Origin of the sequence: Luteimonas sp. BLCC-B24, assembly GCF_028550595.1 — a bacterium.
GTDB lineage: Bacteria > Pseudomonadota > Gammaproteobacteria > Xanthomonadales > Xanthomonadaceae > Luteimonas.
In genome coordinates, this window is sequence record NZ_JAQQGN010000005.1 from 100,861 (window position 1) to 117,984 (window position 17,124).

At 69.5% G+C, this 17,124-nt stretch carries 12 protein-coding genes; 8 read left to right on the plus strand and 4 right to left on the minus strand.

All coding sequences use genetic code 11. The features are described from left to right. Positions 1-172: 172 nt before the first annotated feature. Entirely contained in the window at positions 173-1,084 is a 912-nt protein-coding gene (gene hemF / locus PQS31_RS11575) for an oxygen-dependent coproporphyrinogen oxidase (RefSeq protein WP_272762885.1), read from the plus strand. Between the two features lie 20 nt (positions 1,085-1,104). Next, a complete protein-coding gene (locus PQS31_RS11580) occupies positions 1,105-1,764 on the plus strand; it encodes an RluA family pseudouridine synthase (RefSeq protein WP_272762886.1) in 660 nt (219 codons plus the stop codon). 427 nt (positions 1,765-2,191) lie between these two features. Here the strand turns inward: PQS31_RS11580 and polA are convergent, their stop codons facing one another. Further along, on the minus strand, positions 2,192-4,933 hold the full coding sequence (gene polA / locus PQS31_RS11585) for a DNA polymerase I (RefSeq protein ID WP_272762887.1): 2,742 nt from the start codon (positions 4,931-4,933) through the stop codon (positions 2,192-2,194). A gap of 116 nt (positions 4,934-5,049) precedes the next feature. On the opposite strand from polA, the gene PQS31_RS11590 reads away from it, so the two are divergent. Then, positions 5,050-5,343 carry a DUF2782 domain-containing protein gene (locus PQS31_RS11590; protein ID WP_272762888.1) on the plus strand — a complete coding sequence of 98 codons (294 nt, stop codon included), beginning with the start codon at positions 5,050-5,052 and terminating at the stop codon, positions 5,341-5,343. Continuing rightward, positions 5,340-6,410, plus strand: a complete 1,071-nt coding sequence (locus tag PQS31_RS11595) for an oxidoreductase (protein ID WP_272762889.1) — start codon at positions 5,340-5,342, stop codon at positions 6,408-6,410. Before PQS31_RS11590 ends, PQS31_RS11595 begins: the two co-directional genes overlap by 4 nt. 126 nt (positions 6,411-6,536) lie before the next feature. On the opposite strand, the gene PQS31_RS11600 is transcribed toward PQS31_RS11595, so the two are convergent. Further along, positions 6,537-8,570 (minus strand): S46 family peptidase, encoded by a 2,034-nt coding sequence (locus tag PQS31_RS11600; protein ID WP_272762890.1) that lies wholly within the window; start codon positions 8,568-8,570, stop codon positions 6,537-6,539. A 224-nt stretch (positions 8,571-8,794) separates the two neighbouring features. On the opposite strand from PQS31_RS11600, the gene PQS31_RS11605 reads away from it, so the two are divergent. Then, on the plus strand, positions 8,795-9,040 hold the full coding sequence (locus tag PQS31_RS11605; RefSeq protein ID WP_272762891.1) for a hypothetical protein: 246 nt from the start codon (positions 8,795-8,797) through the stop codon (positions 9,038-9,040). Between the two features lie 85 nt (positions 9,041-9,125). Beyond that, the gene (locus PQS31_RS11610; protein ID WP_272762892.1) at positions 9,126-9,305 is read left to right on the plus strand and encodes a hypothetical protein; all 180 of its coding nucleotides are present in this window, start codon (positions 9,126-9,128) and stop codon (positions 9,303-9,305) included. Between the two features lie 270 nt (positions 9,306-9,575). Here the strand turns inward: PQS31_RS11610 and uvrD are convergent, their stop codons facing one another. Then, a complete protein-coding gene (gene uvrD / locus PQS31_RS11615) occupies positions 9,576-11,765 on the minus strand; it encodes a DNA helicase II (RefSeq protein ID WP_272762893.1) in 2,190 nt (729 codons plus the stop codon). Positions 11,766-12,043: 278 nt separating this feature from the next. Between uvrD and PQS31_RS11620 the strand changes: the two genes are divergently transcribed. Together PQS31_RS11620 and PQS31_RS11625 are read left to right on the plus strand one after the other, a co-directional pair. Then, positions 12,044-14,701 carry a TonB-dependent receptor gene (locus PQS31_RS11620; RefSeq protein ID WP_272762894.1) on the plus strand — a complete coding sequence of 886 codons (2,658 nt, stop codon included), beginning with the start codon at positions 12,044-12,046 and terminating at the stop codon, positions 14,699-14,701. 81 nt (positions 14,702-14,782) lie between these two features. Further along, entirely contained in the window at positions 14,783-16,093 is a 1,311-nt protein-coding gene (locus PQS31_RS11625; protein WP_272762895.1) for a sugar MFS transporter, read from the plus strand. Between the two features lie 16 nt (positions 16,094-16,109). Here the strand turns inward: PQS31_RS11625 and PQS31_RS11630 are convergent, their stop codons facing one another. Further along, positions 16,110-17,003, minus strand: a complete 894-nt coding sequence (locus PQS31_RS11630) for an NAD(P)/FAD-dependent oxidoreductase (RefSeq protein WP_272762896.1) — start codon at positions 17,001-17,003, stop codon at positions 16,110-16,112. Positions 17,004-17,124: the final 121 nt, after the last annotated feature.

Genomic DNA, 17,124 nt, shown 5'->3' on the forward strand with positions numbered 1-17,124 from the left:
GGCCTCGCGCCGCGGCACGCAGGCGCCCGGGGCCGGACGGCGGATGGCAGCGGCCCCTGCGCCCCCGGCGCGCATGCAGAAGCCGCGCCGGGCAGGGTGACGGGGCAGCACGGCCGCAGCGACGATTGATCAGGATCAATGTCGCCGCAGGTGCCCCGCCTACAATGGCGCCATGACCCATTTCGACAGCGTTCGCGAGTATCTGACCGGTCTGCAGGACCGCATCTGCCACGCCATCGAGCAGGCCGACGGCCAGGCCCGCTTCACCGAAGACCTGTGGCAGCGCGCCGAGGGCGGCGGCGGCCGCACACGCGTGCTGCGCGACGGCGCGGTGTTCGAGCAGGCCGGCATCGGCTTCTCCGACGTCTCCGGCACCGCGCTGCCGCCTTCGGCCAGCGCCAACCGGCCCGAGCTGGCAGGCGCCTCGTGGCGTGCCTGCGGGGTGTCGCTGGTGTTCCATCCGCGCAATCCCTACCTGCCGACCACGCACGCCAACGTGCGTCACTTCCATGCGGTGCGCGACGGCGAAACCGTCGCCTGGTGGTTCGGCGGCGGTTTCGACCTGACCCCGTTCTATCCGGTCGACGAGGACGTGCGCCATTGGCACCGAACCGCACGCGCACTGTGCGAACCCTTCGGCGGCGCTGCCCGCTACGACGCCCACAAGCGCTGGTGCGACGACTATTTCTTCCTGCGCCACCGCAACGAAACCCGCGGCGTCGGCGGCCTGTTCTTCGACGATCTGCATGACGACTTCGACACCGATTTCGCCTACCTGCGTGCGGTCGGCGACGGCTTTCTCGATGCCTATCTGCCGATCGTCGAACGGCGCAAGGACACACCCTACGGCGAACGCGAACGCGAATTCCAGCTCTACCGGCGCGGCCGCTACGTGGAGTTCAACCTGGTCTACGATCGCGGCACGCTGTTCGGGCTGCAGTCGGGAGGCCGCGCCGAATCGATCCTGATGAGCCTGCCGCCGCGGGTGCGCTGGGAATACGGCTACGCGCCCGAGACCGGCAGCGACGAGGCACGGCTGCTCGACTACCTGCGCCCGCGCGACTGGCTGTCCGAACCCGCCTGAACACGTCCACCGCGCCCGCCGTGCATCCCGATGTCGTCCCCGACTGCCTGCGGTGCCTGCACGCCGATGCGCATCTGCTCGCGTTCGACAAGCCCACGGGCCTGCTGTCGGTGCCCGGGCGCGGCGCCGACAAGCAGGACAGTCTGGCGACCCGTGCCCTGGCCCAGTGGCCGGACGCCCGCGTGGTCCATCGCCTGGACATGGCGACGTCGGGCGTCATCGTGCTGGCGCGGGGCCTGGAGATGCAGCGGGCTCTCGGCGGCGCATTCGCCGACCGCCGCGTCGACAAGCGCTACGAGGCCATCGTTGACGGCTGGCCGGATGCGGACAGCGGCGAGATCGATCTTCCGCTGGGCGCCGACTGGCCCAACCGCCCGCGGCAGCAGGTGGACCCGGTGGCCGGCAAGCCCTCGCTCACCCGCTGGCGCGTGCTCGCGCGCATGGTCGGGCCGCACGGCGCACCACGCACCCGGTTGGCACTGCGCCCGGTGACCGGCCGCAGCCACCAGCTGCGGGTGCACCTGCAGGCGGTCGGCCATCCGATCCTCGGTGATCAGCTCTACGCGCCGCCCGCCGCAGCCGCCGCGGCGCCGCGCCTGCTGCTGCATGCCGTCTCGTTGAAGCTGCCGCATCCGCTCGACGGCCGCGCACTGCAGCTCGAGGCCGATCTTCCGTTCTGAGCGCTCCGCCCGCGGTGCGACCGCGGACGACCCGACGTCACAAGGGAGCGGCCCGGCCGGGAGCTGCGGACATAAAAAAGCCCCGTAGGCAGGGGGGGCCTACGGGGCTCGGGAACCGGGCGCGGGGAGACGCCTGTTGGTTCCGGTCGATCACTCCAGGGGAAGGGAGGGATCTGCGACAGACCTTGCATCTGTCGAGGGTTATGAAAGCACCCGGCGGATGGATGGATCGTGAAGATTCCGGTTAATTTTTTGTTGGATTCAGGTCACATTTACTCCGTGCGCCGGATGGGCGAATGCGCATGACGTGCGCACGGATTTCGCAAAGTCCGGCCTCCGGTTCACGTGCCGGCGCCGGATCCGCACGCGGCCCCTCACCGGCCGAAAGATGACGCGCGGCGGCGCATCACCCCCGGCCGTGCCGGGGTCAGTGGGCCTCGTCCCAGTTGTCGCCGACGCCGCTGTCGACCACCAGCGGCACCCGCAGATCCGCGGCTGCTGTCATGCGGGTCGTGACCTCGGAAAGCAGCGTGTCGACGAAGTCCGCGTCGGCCTCGAACACCAGCTCGTCGTGGACCTGCAGGATCATCTTCGCCCGGTCGGCGTGGCCGGCGATCCAGGCGTCGATGGCGATCATCGCGCGCTTGATGATGTCGGCCGCTGTGCCCTGCATCGGCGCGTTGATCGCCGCACGCTCGGCGCCGGCGCGCTGCGAGGCGTTGCCCTTCTGGATGAAGTCCAGGGTGAGCCGGCGCCCGAACACGGTTTCGACATGACCGCTCGCGCGGGCCTGTTCGCGGGTGCGGTCCATGAAGTCGCGCACGCCGGGGTAGCGCGAGAAGTACAGCGCGATGTAGTCCTGGGCCTCGCCGCGGCCGATGCCGAGGTTGCGCGCCAGGCCGAAGGCGCTCATGCCGTACATCAGGCCGAAGTTGATCGCCTTGGCCGCGCGGCGTTCGTTCGCGGTGACCTCGTCGAGCGGACGCGCGAAGACCTCGGCGGCGGTCGCACGGTGCACGTCGACGCCCGATTCGAACGCGCCGATCAGACCGGGGTCTTCGGAGAGATGCGCCATGATCCGGAGTTCGATCTGCGAGTAGTCGCACGCCACCAGCTTGCGGCCCTGTGGCGCGACGAAGGCGCGCCGGATGCGACGCCCGTCCTCGGTGCGGATCGGAATGTTCTGCAGGTTGGGATCGGACGACGACAGGCGTCCGGTGGCCGCCCCGGCCTGGTGGTAGCTGGTGTGCACGCGGCCGGTGTCGGGATTGATCATCTCCGGCAGCTTGTCGGTGTAGGTGCCGCGCAGCTTGGCGAGGCTGCGGTAGTCGAGGATCACGCGCGGCAGCTCGTGCTGGTCGGCGATGGCCTCGAGCGCTTCCTCGTTCGCGCTGGGCTGTCCCTTGGGCGTCTTGACCACGGCCGGTAGACCCAGTTCGTCGAACAGCAGCGCGCAGACCTGTTTGGGCGAATCGAGATTGAAGCTGCGCCCGGCCAGTTCGGTCGCCTTCTGCTGCGCGGCGAGCATGCGCCGGGACAGGTCGGCGCTCTGCCGGCGCAGTTCGTCGATGTCGACGCGCACGCCGTTGGCCTCGATGCGGGCCAGCACCGGCACCAGCGGTATCTCGATGTCCTCGTACACCCGGGCGAGCCCGGCATCGGCCTCGATCCGCGGCTTCAGCACCCGGTGCAGGCGCAGGGTGATGTCGGCATCCTCGGCGGCGTAGCGCGTGGCGTCGTCGATCGCGACCTGGGCGAAGGAGATCTGCTTGGCGCCCTTGCCGGCGACGTCCTCGAACTTGATCGTCTCCATGCCGAGATGGCGCCGGGCCAGCGAATCCATGTCGTGGCGGGCGATGCCGGCGTCGAGCACGAAGCTCTCGAGCAGGGTGTCGTCGGCATAGCCCCGCACGTCGATACCGTGGCGCCGCAGCACGTGGATGTCGTACTTGCCGTGCTGGCCGAGCTTGCGCTTGGCGGGATCCTCCAGCACGCCGCGCAGCGCCTCGAGCACCTGCGCGCGATCGAGCTGCGCGGGGACACCCGGGTAATCGTGGCCAACCGGAATATAGGCCGCGCGTCCCGGCTCCACCGCGATGCTCAGGCCGACGAGCCCGGATCGCATGGCATCGAGCGCATCGGTCTCGGTGTCGAACGCGAACTCATCGGCCGTCTGCAGCCGGGCGAGCCACGTGTCGAGCTGCTCGGACGTCAGCACGGTTTCGTATTCGCCCTGGACGGTCAGGGCCGGATCCACGGACGCGGGCGCGACCGGCGCGGCGTCCGCGCTCGCGGGGGCCGCCGCCGTCGCTGCCGCCCCGTTGCCGGACTCGAGATCGCGCAGCGCCTGGGTGAAGCCGTAGCGCGCGTACAGCACGCGCAGGGTCTCGGCATCGCAGGGGCGGAGCACCAGCGTCTCGGGGCCGCCGTCGAGCGGAACATCGACCCGGATCGTCGCCAGCTCCCGGCTCAGCGGCAGCTGGTCCAGCGCGGCACGCAGGTTGTCGCCGATCTTGCCCTTGATCCCGGCCGCGCCCGCGATCACCCCGTCCAGCGATTCGTACTCGGCCAGCCATTTGGCGGCCGTCTTGGGCCCGCATTTGGGCACGCCCGGAATGTTGTCGATGCTGTCGCCCATCAGCGCCAGCATGTCGACGATCTGGTCAGGGCGGACACCGAACTTGTCCAGCACCGCCGCCTCGCTGTCCAGGCGGCTGCCGCTCATAGTGTTGACCAGGGTGATGCCGGGCCGCACGAGCTGGGCGAAATCCTTGTCGCCGGTGGAAATGGTGACGTCGATACCCGTCTCGCTGCCCTGCACCGCCAGCGTACCGATCACATCGTCGGCCTCGACGCCCGGCACGCGCAGGATCGGAAAGCCCAGCGCCTCGACGATGGCGCACATCGGCTCGACCTGGGCACGCAGATCGTCGGGCATCGGCGGCCGGTTGGCCTTGTAGCCGGCGTAGAGGTCGTCGCGGAAGGTGCGCCCGGGCGCGTCGACGACGAAGGCCGCGTAGTCGGGCGCCTCCTTCAGCGTCGCCCGCAGCATGTTGACCACGCCGAACAGCGCGCCGGTGGGTTCGCCGTCGGCGTTGGACAGTGGCGGCAGCGCGTGGAACGCGCGGTACAGGTAGGAGGAACCGTCGATCAGGACTAGGCGTTTCATCCGCCGATTCTACCGCCGGGCCGGTGACGGGCCGGGTGCGGAGGCGACGCAGCGGCCTCCACGTCGGTCTGTCGCGGACGGCCGCATACTGGCCGCCCGTCCGCAGGAGTTCCGCCATGTCCGCCCCGCGCACCGCACTCGTTCTCGCCGCCCTGCTGGGCCTGTCCGCCTGCGCGACGACCGACGGGATGTCGCCCGACGGCATTCCCGCCGATGCGGTGGAAACCACCCGCGTCGAAGCCAACGGCGACCGCATCACCGAGTTCCGCGTCGCCGGGCAGCTGCGCGCGGTGCGGGTGACGCCGTCGCGCGGCGTGACCTATTACCTGTACGACCGCGACGGCGACGGCAGCATCGACAGCGATCGCGACAGCGTGCCGCAGACCTACTTCAAGCTCTTCGGCTGGTGAAGCGGCCGCTGCAGCTCGCGCTGGTCGGTTACGGCCTCGCGGGCAAGGTCTTCCATGCTCCACTGATCGCCGCGACGCCGGGGCTGGTCCTGCACACCGTGGTCTCCAGTGACGCGGACAAGGTGCATGCGGACCTGCCCGACGTGTGCGTCGTCGGCGATGCGCGGACGGCCTTCGCCGATCCGGCGATCGATCTCGTCGTCGTCGCGTCGCCCAGTGCCACCCATGCGTCGCTGGCGACGGCCGCCTTGCAGGCCGGCCGCCATGTGGTGGTCGACAAGCCGTTCGCGATCGACCTGGCCGAAGCGGAGGCGGTCGCCGCTGCGGCCCGGGCCGGCGACCGGCTGCTCGCCGTGTTCCACAACCGGCGCTGGGATGCCGATTTCCTCGCGTTGCGTGCACTGCTGGCCGATGGCGCACTGGGCGAGATCGCCGAGGTGCATTCGCATTTCGACCGGTTCCGCCCGGTGGTGCCGGATCGATGGCGCGAGCGGGCGGGTCCGGGCGCCGGACTGTGGCTCGATCTCGGTCCGCATCTGGTCGACCAGGCGCTGCAGCTGTTCGGCCTGCCCGACGCGGTACAGGCCGATCTCGCGATCCAGCGCGCCGGCGCCGAGGTCGACGATTTCTTCCACGTCGTGCTGCGCTACCGGCGGCTGCGCGTGGTGCTGCATGCCGGTGCGCTGGTGCCTGGCGCCGGACTGCGATTCGCCGTGCACGGCACCGGTGGCAGCTGGTTCAAGCACGGCCTCGATCCGCAGGAGGCCGCGCTGCGGGCCGGCAACGTACCCGGCACCGCGGATTGGGGGCGGGACCCGGCGCCGGGACGACGGCGGCGCGTCGATGCCGACGGCACGGTGCACGATGCGCCCTCCCCGAATCCGGCGGGCGACTATCGCGCGTTCTATGCCGGCATCCGTGACGCGATCCGCGACGGCGTGCCGCCGCCGGTGCGCGTGGAGGAGGCCCTTGATGTCATGCGCGTGCTGCAGGCGGGCGTCGACAGCGCGGCGAGCGGGCGCGTGGTGACGCTGCGCCGGGGAACGGAACGCGACCCACCGGCGTAGCGCGTGTCCGGGGAGTCGGCCCGGACCGCGTTTCCGGCCGACCGGGTTGCCGCACGCGTCGACACCGGAAGCGCGAACGGCGCCCCGTGACCGGGACGCCGTCCGTGCGACGCACTCGGGATGCGCTTACTTCTGCAGCAGCTCGTCCACCAGCGTGTCGGCGCCGTACACCGATTTCAGCGATTCGATGATCGCCGCGCTGTGCACCGACACCGTGCGGTTGAGCGTCGGGTCGTACCAGAAGTTGCCGCCCAGCGAGTGGATGTTGCCGTCGAATGCCAGCCCGACCACCCGTGCATCACGGTTGATCACCGGGCTGCCGGAATTGCCGCCGATGATGTCGTTGGTGCTGACGAAATTGAACGGCGTGTCCTGTGCGATGCGGTCCTGCGCGTCCAGCCAGCGCCTGGGCAGCGCATACGGCTCGGCGCCCGTGTTGCGTGCGAAGACGCCGCCCATCGTGGTGAACGGTTCGATGGCCCTGCCGTTTTCCTCCCAGCCCGCGACATCGCCATAGGACAGGCGCAGGGTGAAGGTCGCATCCGGATAGACGGTGGTGCCGAGCTTGTCGAAGCGCACCCGGGCGATCTGCGTCGCCGCGCGCGACTCGATCGATGTCACCTCCGCTTCCTGACGCTGACGCACCGCGCGCGCCGGGGGATCGACCGCGCGGGCCAGACGGATGAAGGGATCGTCGGAGGCGTCCACCGCCGCGGCGCCGCCATTCCACAGACGCTCACGCGTCGCCACATCGGCCAGCGCGGAGCCCTCGACCAATGCCCGGGCCAGCTGCGCGGGCGACTGCGTCCCGAGGACCGACTTCACCAGCGGATCGTCGGTGCCCAGCAGTTCGCGGAACTTGGTCAGCGACCACGTGAGCTTGGCGATTTCGTATTCGGGATACACCGGCGCACTGCTCAGCAGCGTCTGGCGCAGGCGCCCTTGGCCGGCATCCTGGTACTCGGGCAGGCGCGTGTCGTTCGGCTTGGCGCGTTCCGCGGCGCCGCGCACCAGCGTGCGCGCGATGCCGAACAAGCGCGAGTCGAAGCCGCGGCCCTGCTCGAGCAGCATGTAGGGCACGGCGAGCTGGCGCGCGACGACCTGCGCGGCGTCCACCTCGTTCCACGGCGCCGCATCCACGCCCTCGCGCAGACGCGCCTCCTCGGCGCGCTTGCCGGCGAAGACCTGCGGATCGAGCAGTGCCTGCAACTGACCGCGCACCACCTTGTAGCTGTTGTCGGTGAAGGTGAGATCGGACTGCGCCTGGCGCGTGGCCTCCTCGCTGATGCGGCCGTACTGGCCGAGCATCGCGCGCCGTTCGGCCAACCACAGCAGGGTGTTGATCAGGGTGACATCGCGCACGGTCTCGAGCTGGGCGACGGTGAGCTGGCGCTGGGTGCGCCCCGGATGGCCGGTGACCATGACCAGCTCGCCGGCCTGCGCGCCCTCGGGCTCGAGCGTGAAATGGTGCTCGACCTGCGCCGGCCTGCCGTCCTCGTAGGCGCGCAGCAGGGCGGCATCGAGGTTGTAGCGCGGGAAGTTGAAATTGTCGGGATCGCCGCCGAAGAAGCCCACCGAGTACTCGGGCGTGAACACCAGTCGCACGTCGGAATAGCGGTGATAGCGGTAGAGATGCTGCTGGCCGCCGTTGTAGAGCTCGACGACGTCGCAACGCGTCTTCGCCGCGTCGTCGCCGACGCATTCCGATTCGATGCGGCCTTTTTCCGCATTGCGGGCATCCACGTAGGCCTGACCCTGCTTGCCCTCGGCGGCCGCACGCACGCGCCCGCTGACGTCGGTGATCGCGCGCAGTACGTTGAGTTCCTCGGCCGGGCATTGCAGCTCTTCGCCGCGCGCATCGGCCACGAACCCGTCGTTCTGCAGATCGCGCTGTGGCGAGGACAGGCCCTGCACGCAGCCGACCACGCAATGCGCATTGGTCAGCACCAGACCATCGGGTGACACGAACGATCCCGAGCAGCCGCCGGCCAGGCGCACCGAGGACTGCATCGCATGATCCACCCAGGCCTGGTCGGGGGCGAAGCCGTATTGCGACTGCAACGCCGCCCTGGGCAGGTTGTCGAGCGTCCACATGCCCTCGGCCGCGTGTGCGGAGGTGCAGGTGATGGCGGCGCCGGCAATGACCAGCCACGCGGACACGCGCGGAGCGCGCGCGGTATGTGAAGTGCGGAGCATGCAGCACCCTGGAGTCGTACCGGCCGGCTGGCCGTGGACCTGCAAGCCTAATCCGCCCGGACCCGCCGCGCCCGGGCGGAAGGTCACGGCCCTCCGCTCGCGTTGGCCGACCCCGACGCATTCACGTAGCATGCCCCCCGACCCGTACGGAGGCGCGCGGCCTTCGTCCGGACGGACCCGAGGATCGAATGGACACTTCAGACCGACGCCGCCCGCAGCCTCAGGACGACGCCAGCCTGCGCGCCGGCCTGACGCCCGAGCAGACCGCCGCCATCGCCACGCTGGAAGCGCTGGGCTGGTCGCTGGAGTTCGTGCGCCGCCCGCTCTTCCGCGACCCGGTGCCGGTGCTGTTCCAGACCGGCGGCGCGCGCTGGATCGCGGTCGAGGGCGACGGCACGCTGGACGAGAACCCGGCGTTCGCGATTCGCGAATAGCGCCGCCGCGGGCCGGCATGAATACGCACGGCCCTCACAACCGGGGGACTAGGCTCCGCGGCGTCGCCCATCCTGGAGCCCTCCGATGTCCTCCTTCGCCCTGTACATCTTCGGCATGCTCGTGCTGATCGGCGGTCTCGCCTACGGCGCGCATCTGGCCGGCCTCGCCCCGCAGTGGATCGCCGTCGGCGTGATCGTGCTTCTCGGCCTCGGCATCGTGAAGGCGGTGGCCCGCACGCGCCGGCCGGACCCGCCGGCGCACTGAACCTGCGGCCGGCGCATGCCGCCGGTCGTCGCTGGCCGCCGGAACGCCTCGCATGCGGCGTGCGCGCACCCGGCGCTGGCCGTGTGCATGGCGCGGCGATGCACGGCAGGCGCGACGCGCGGCGCGTCGCGTGAGTCGTCCGGGTCTCGCGTCGCGCTTGGATCAACCCGCGCATCCGCCCGCCGTACACGCGCCGGCCATCGGGCGTCAGGCCCGACGCGCGCGGGCCGCGGCCGTGATCACGTCGGCCACCGCGCGCGTCCGCACCCGTCAGGCAGGCTGCAGGTTGGCGTAGGCCAGCACCAGCCACTTGCTGCCGGCGTCGTCGAAATTGACCTGCACCCGGGCGTGCGGGCCGTCGCCCTCGATGTCGATCACCGTTCCGGCGCCGAACTTCGCATGGGTCACGCTCTGGCCGATGGCCACGCCGACCGCCGGTGCCAGGCTCGCGTGGCCATACACCGGGCGCTGCCTGGGTGGAAACGATGCGCGCACCGGCTGCACTTTCGGCCTGACCTCGCGCAACAATGCCGGCGGAATCTCGCGCAGGAAGCGCGAGGGCACACCGAACATGTCCTGACCGTGCAGACGACGCGCCTCGGCATAGGTGAGCACCAGCGTCTGGCGCGCGCGGGTGATGCCGACATAGGCCAGGCGCCGCTCTTCCTCGAGCCGCCCGCTTTCCTCGGCGGTGCGGGCGCTCGGGAACAGGCCCTCCTCCAGGCCCACGAGGAACACCAGCGGAAATTCCAGCCCCTTGGCGCTGTGCAGGGTCATCAGCTGCACGCCGTCCTCGCCGGCCTGGGCCTGGCCCTCGCCGGCCTCGAGCGCGGCATAGGCCAGAAACGCGACGAGCTCGGTGAGCTGGGCGCTTTCCTCGTCGTCGCCACGCACGAAGCGCGAAGCCACCGATACGAGTTCGTCGAGGTTCTCGACCCGCGAATCCGCACTGCCCTTGGATTCGTTGGCGTAGTGCACGCGCAGGTTGGAACGCGCGAGCACGTGATCGATCTTGTCCTTGAGCGGCAGTTCGGCGGTTTCGGCGGTCAGCGCGTCGATCAGCTGCACGAATCCGGTCAGCGCATTGCGTGCACGCCCGGCCAGCACGTTGCCCTGGGCGTTGCGGATCGCCGCCTCCCACAGCGGGATGCCGTGTTCGCGCGCGGTGCGGCGGACCTCGTCGAGCGTGCGCTCGCCGATGCCGCGCGGCGGTGTGTTGACGGCGCGCTCGAACGCCGCGTCGTCGTCGCGACTGGCCACCAGGCGCAGATACGCCAGGGTGTCCTTGATTTCCGCGCGCTCGAAAAAGCGCACGCCGCCGTAGACGCGGTACGGCACCTGCTCGGCGACGAGTTGTTCTTCCATCGCGCGTGACTGCGCGTTGCTGCGATAGAGGATGGCGATGTCGCCGTGGCTGCCGCCGTCACGCACCCATTGCAGTGCACGCTCGACCACATAGCGCGCCTCGTCGATCTCGTTGTAGGCGGCGTAGAGATCGATCGGATCGCCCTCGCCGCTGTCGGTCCACAGCTGCTTGCCGAGACGCTCGGGGTTGTGTGCGATCACCGCGTTCGCCGCGCCGAGGATATTGGCCGTGGAGCGGTAGTTCTGTTCGAGGCGGATGGTTTCGGCGCCGGCGTAATCGTTGAGAAAACGCTGCACGTTCTCGACCTTGGCGCCGCGCCAGCCGTAGATCGCCTGGTCGTCGTCGCCGACGACGAACACCTTGCCGCCATCCGCGCCGTCGCCGGCCAGCACGCGGACGAAGGCGTACTGGATGGCGTTGGTGTCCTGGAATTCGTCGACCAGCAGGTGCCCGAAGCGCCGCCGGTAATGCGCGAGCAGCGCCGGGGTGTCGCGCAGCAGCTCGTGGGCGCGCAGCAGGATCTCGGCGAAATCCACCAGGCCCGCACGGTCGCAGCGCTCCTGGTAGAGCGCGTAGGCCTTGAGCATCGCGCCGGACCACTCGTCGCCGGCGTCCTGGATGTGCTGGGGCCGGCGGCCCTCGTCCTTCTGCGCGTTGATCCACCAGGCGATCTGCCGCGGTGGAAAGCGCGCGTCGTCGAGTTCGAGCTGCTGCACCACCCGCTTGACCAGACGCAGCTGGTCGTCACTGTCGAGGATCTGGAAGCCCTCGGGCAGCTTCGCATCCTGCCAGTGCAGACGCAGCAGCCGGTGGGCCAGGCCGTGGAAGGTGCCGATCCACATGCCGCGCGCGCCGCCGCGCAGCTGCGCGTCGACGCGGTGCCGCATTTCCGCCGCCGCCTTGTTGGTGAACGTGACCGCGAAGATCCCGTGTGCGGGCACGCCGAGCACTTCGTTGAGCCAGGCGATGCGGTGGGTGAGCACGCGCGTCTTGCCGCTGCCGGCACCGGCGAGGACGAGGTAGTGGGAATCGGGGGCCGAGACGGCCTGGCGCTGGGCCGGGTTCAGCCCGTCGAGCAGGTGCGAGACATCCATCGGCACATTCTACGCGCGGGCCTGTCGCGCACGGTGCGACGACCGCGTGCGCAGCCCGTGATCGGTGTCGATCGGGCGCGGAATTCCGGCGCGCGCGCTGCGCGCCGGCATGTTGCGATGCGCAAAAAGCCCAAGCTGAAGAGGCGGTGCCACGCGACACGGCAATTGGGGGGCTGCGCTCGCCCGGGGAAAATTGACAGCGTTGTCAAAACCTCTGTACAAGCGTCGCTCTTTTCGTCGCCCCACTTGGCGGCACCTTCGACCCTGGGGAGGGACACATGCCCGTTCGACACCTGCCTCTACACACCCTGAGCTGCGCCATCGCATCGGCATTGCTGCTTTCGGCCCTGCCTGCCTCCGCCCAGGACAGCGCCAACGCCGAGTCCGACGCCGCGCGCACACTGGATGCCGTCATCGTGACGGTCGAGCGCCGCGAACAGGATCTGCAGAAGTACGCCGGCACGGCGCAGGCGATCACCGCCGAGGACGCGCGCGCGCTCGGCATCAACAATGAACTGCGCAACATCCAGGCCCTGGTGCCGGGCCTGAGCATGGCCAACCAGGAAGGCAACCTGGAAATCTTCATCCGCGGCGTCGGTTCGGCCAACAACACCGAGCTGGGCGATCCGGGCGCCGCGCCGCACATCAACGGCGCCTACATCGCGCGGCCGCGCGGCCTCGGCGGCATGTTCTACGACATCGAGCGCGTCGAGATCAACAAGGGTCCACAGGGCACCCTGCGCGGCCGCAATGCATTGGCCGGCTCGCTCAACATCGTCACCAAGCGCCCGGATCTCGAGCAGTTTGGTGGCTACGCGCAGGTCGAAGCGGGCAACCGCGACCATCGCGCCGGCGAGTTCGCGCTCAACCTGCCGCTGGGCGGCTGGGCCGCGCTGCGCTTCGCCGGATATTCGGTGGAGAAGGACAGCTCGTTCCGCAATGCCGGTGATCCGCGCCTCGATCCGGCCGGTATCCAGGACGAGAAGGGCGGCCGCGTGTCGTTCCTCTACCAGCCCGACGACAAGCTCAGCGTGTTCGCAATGGCCGACATGGGCAAGGAAGGCGGCACCGGCTATCCGGGCGCGAACATCTGGAGCGCGGCCTGCGGCAGCGCCGATCCCGACACCTGCCCCAACAGCCCCGGCCTGGCGCCCGAGGATCTGGACCTGCGCAACGTCGTCTACCGCGGCGCGCAGGGCACCCTCGACAGCACCAACTGGGGCGCGATGGCGAACGTGAGCTACGACTTCGGCCCGATCGTCGCCGAGTACAACACCAGCTACCGCGACGTGGACTACCGCCAGACCAATGCCGCGAGCGAAGGCATCCTGTGGCCGGGCCGCGACGTCAGCCCGCGCGGGCCGGGCAATCCGGACGGCTTCGACTACGACAACTTCTCCACCCAGTACTGGCAGACGCTGTCGCAGGCGACCACGCACGAGCTGCGCCTGTCGTCGTCGGGCGACGGCCCGTTCCAGTGGACCGGCGGCGCATTCCACTTCAACGAGGACCAGCAGGTCGGCTACCTGTCGCTGACCGACAAGGGCACCTGGTTCTCCGGCACCGAGTTCACGATGCCGCGCGTCAATGGCCGTTCCACCGCGCTGTTCGCCGACGGCACCTTCGAGGTCAACGACCGCACCCGCCTCAAGGCCGGCGTGCGGCGCACGCGCGAGGCCAAGTCGCGCTACGGCATCGGCGGCAACTGGGCGCTGGGCCTGCCGGGCCAGGGTGGCGACTTCGCCACGCGGCTGGGCACTGAAGGGTTTGCGCCGGCGTTCCAGAAGCGTCCGAACTTCGACGTGACCGGCCTGACCTCGCAGGCGGACATGGCCCGCTTCCTGCTCGAGGGCATCCTGCGCGAAGGCCAGCGCGACACGATCGGCCAGCAGATCGGCGATGTCGCCAACGGCGGCGCGTTCGGCTGTGTGGACCGGCCCGACATCGGCGGCGACACCATCGACTGCCCGTACGAGTCATGGGTGCAGGTCAATTCGATCCCCTCGCAGCAGTTCGGTGAAAGCCGCTTCCAGTTCAACGACTGGCGCACCGGCGTGGAGTTCGACCTCACCGACGACCACATGCTCTACGCCACCGTGTCCACGGGTCACAAGTCGGGCGGTTTCAACGACACCTTCGACGTCAACGTGATTCCGGAGACCTTCAGCCCCGAGTCGATCAAGGCCTACGAGATCGGCAGCAAGATGAGTCACCGCTGGTTCGGCCGGCCGGGCACGTTCAACGTCAGCGCGTTCTACTACGACTACACCGACCAGGTGTTCCAGGACCTGACGGTGATCTCACTCAACAACGACGGCGAACCGGCCGGTTACTCGCTGGTGAACCGCAACATCGGCCGCTCGGCGATCTATGGCATCGAGGCCGAAAGCGTCACGCGCTTCGGTGCCGGCTTCATGCTGCACCTCAATGCGCTCGCGCTCGACAGCGAGATCAAGGAAGGCGTCGTGGGCGACGCCCGCAGCCAGAACTACGGCGCCGGCGGCGTGACGTCGCTGATCGACCTCACCGGCAACGAACTGCCGCTGGCGTCGCGCTTCACCGGCAACGTGCGCCTGCAGCAGTTCAGCGAACTGCCGTTCGGTTCGCTCGACTGGCAGCTGCTGGCCTCCTACCGCTCGGCGTACTACCTCACCCAGTACAACAACCGGGACGTGGTGTACGTGGACCAGGCCGGTGACTTCGTGCGTCAGGAAAGCGCGGCCGAGGCCGGCTTCCCGGATCGCCAGCGCGGTGAGGTCACGCTCAATGCCGGCATCGGCCTGACGTCGCTCGACGGCCGCTGGCGCTACGAGCTGTTCGGCAGCAACCTGCTCAACAACGATGTCTCGCAGAAGGCGCTGGTGGGATCGCGGCTCAACATCCGCTTCCTCAACGACGCACGTGCCTACGGCATGCGGGTGCGCTACCAGTTCTGATCCATCGGTAACGCCGCCCGCCCCGCCCGATGCGGGGCGGGCGCCTTTCAAGCGTCGGGTCCGACGCCCAGGAAACCCTGCATGAATTCGTCTGCGCGCACGATGTCCAACCCGGCCGCCATTGCGGTGGTGAGCCTGATCTTCTTCACCTGGGGCGGCCTGACCAGCCTCAACGATGTGCTGATTCCGCATCTCAAAGCCGTGTTCTCGATGAGCTACACGCAGACGATGCTGATCCAGTTCACGTTCTTCGGCGCGTACTTCCTGATGTCGATGCCGGCCGGCGCCGTGGTCGCGCGGGTCGGCTACAAGGCCGGCATCGTGATCGGCCTGGTGATCGCCTCGATCGGCGCGGCGATGTTCTATCCCGCAGCGCGGCTGCCCTCGTATCCGGTGTTCCTGACGGCGCTGTTCGTGCTCGCCAGCGGCATCACCCTGCTGCAGGTGGCCGCCAATCCCTACATCAGCCTGCTGGGCCGGCCGGAGACCTCGCACAGCCGGCTCAACCTGGCGCAGGCGCTCAATTCGCTGGGCACCACCGTCTTTCCGCTGCTGATCGGTCCGCTGATCCTGGTCGGCGCGGTGCTCGGCGTCGACGAGATCGCAGCGATGGGCGCGGCCGAGCAGGCGGCCTACCGCGCGGCCGAGGCGCGCTCGGTCGAAATGCCCTACCTGCTGCTCTCCGGCGGCCTGCTGCTGCTGGCGGTGTTCGTGCTGCTGATGCGCATTCCGTCGCTGCGCGAAGCGACCGAAGCCAGCCCCTCGGTGCATCACACCTATCTGGAAGCCCTGCGCCAACCGCATCTGCGCTGGGGCGTGCTCGGCATCTTCTGCTACGTCGGCGCCGAGGTCGCGATCGGCAGCTTCCTGATCAATTACATGGCCGAGCCCGAGATCGGCGGCCTGAGCGAGGCCTCCGCCTCGCGCTTCCTCGCGTTCTACTGGGGCGGCGCGATGGCGGGGCGCTTCATCGGCGCCGCACTGATGACCCGGATCGACGCGCGCAAGTTGCTGGCCTTCGCCGGCGCGATGGTCTGTGCGCTGCTGGTGATCACCATGAGCACCACCGGCCAAGTGGCGATGTGGAGCGCGCTGGCGGTGGGCCTGTTCAATTCGATCATGTTCCCGACCATCTTCACCACCGCGATCGAGCGCCTCGGCACGCTGACCAGCAAGGCCTCGAGCCTGCTGGTGATGGGCATCGTCGGCGGCGCGATCATCCCGCTGGTGCAGGCCGCGTTCGCCGACCGCATCGGCATCCAGCATTCCTACGTCGTTCCGCTGGTGTGCTACGTCTACATCATCTGGTACGGACTGCGCGGCTCGCGTCTCACCGGGCGCCTGCCGGTCCCGGAGGGACCGGTGTCGCCGCGTCCCGGAGCGCTGCACTGAGCGTGGCGCGCGGCGTTCATCGCGGCACGAACGGAAGGGTGTTGTGCACGTGGGTCGCCGCAATGGCGGCCTGGCCGACCGCCACCGCGATCTGGTTGAGGCCGCTCGCGGTGTCCCCGATGGCGTAGAGGCCGGGCACGCGCGTGCACTGGTGGGCGTCGACCTCGAGTTCGTCGCCATCGCCGAGCGCGCCCTCGACACCGCAGAGCAGACGATGCCGGCCGCGGTAGCCGAGATAGGGATAGACGGTGTCGAACACGACCGGCGCAGCGGACGGCGGCGCATAGGTGCAACGGGCGCCGTCGAACTCGAGACGGCCGCCACCGGCCAGCAGCCCGATGCCGTGCGCCCGCGCGTCCGCGATCGATGGCGAGTCGAGCGCATCGTCGACGGGGATCATCGTGATCCGCTTCGAGTAGGTGCGCAGGAACATCGCGTGGCGGCCGAGCGTGGCGCCGGGCCCGAGGACCGCGATGTCCAGGTCGCGGACCTCGAAGGCGTCACAGATGGCGCATAGCCGGAGCGCGCCTACCGCGATCGCGGCTTCCGCCCACGGCACGTCGGGCAGGCGGTCGGTCAGCCCGGTGGCCAGGATCACCGCGGACGCCTGCCATGCCCGCGGACCGGCGGTGATCCGGAACGCGGTACCGCTGCGCGCCAGGCCATCCACCCGCGCCCCGACGACCTCGACCCCGACGCTGTCGGCCTGCTCGCGCATGTTGCGCAGCAGCGCGGCCCCTGAGACGCCTTGCGCGAAGCCGGGACAGTTGTGGCTTTCGGGGATGTAGCGCGCGCGGCTTGCGCCGGCATCGATGACCACGCAGCGCCGCAGGAATCGCCTGAGATAGGTGGCGGCGGTCAATCCTGCAGGCCCGCCGCCCACGATGGCGACCTCGATTCGTGTGTCCACGCAGGACCTCGCATCCGAATCGGCGAGTCTCGCACCGGATGTTGCAACGCCGCGTGCAGCGCCGCCGGACGCCATTGCACGTCCCTGCAACTCGCGGTTGACAACGCTGTCAGCTTCGCCT

Coding starts and splice junctions, on each gene's coding strand:
- hemF (WP_272762885.1), top strand. CDS start 173: ATGACCCATTTCGACAGCGTTCGCGAGTATCTGACCGGTCTGCAGGAC.
- polA (WP_272762887.1), bottom strand. CDS start 4,933: ATGAAACGCCTAGTCCTGATCGACGGTTCCTCCTACCTGTACCGCGCG.
- PQS31_RS11590 (WP_272762888.1), top strand. CDS start 5,050: ATGTCCGCCCCGCGCACCGCACTCGTTCTCGCCGCCCTGCTGGGCCTG.
- PQS31_RS11605 (WP_272762891.1), top strand. CDS start 8,795: ATGGACACTTCAGACCGACGCCGCCCGCAGCCTCAGGACGACGCCAGC.
- PQS31_RS11610 (WP_272762892.1), top strand. CDS start 9,126: ATGTCCTCCTTCGCCCTGTACATCTTCGGCATGCTCGTGCTGATCGGC.
- uvrD (WP_272762893.1), bottom strand. CDS start 11,765: ATGGATGTCTCGCACCTGCTCGACGGGCTGAACCCGGCCCAGCGCCAG.
- PQS31_RS11620 (WP_272762894.1), top strand. CDS start 12,044: ATGCCCGTTCGACACCTGCCTCTACACACCCTGAGCTGCGCCATCGCA.
- PQS31_RS11625 (WP_272762895.1), top strand. CDS start 14,783: ATGAATTCGTCTGCGCGCACGATGTCCAACCCGGCCGCCATTGCGGTG.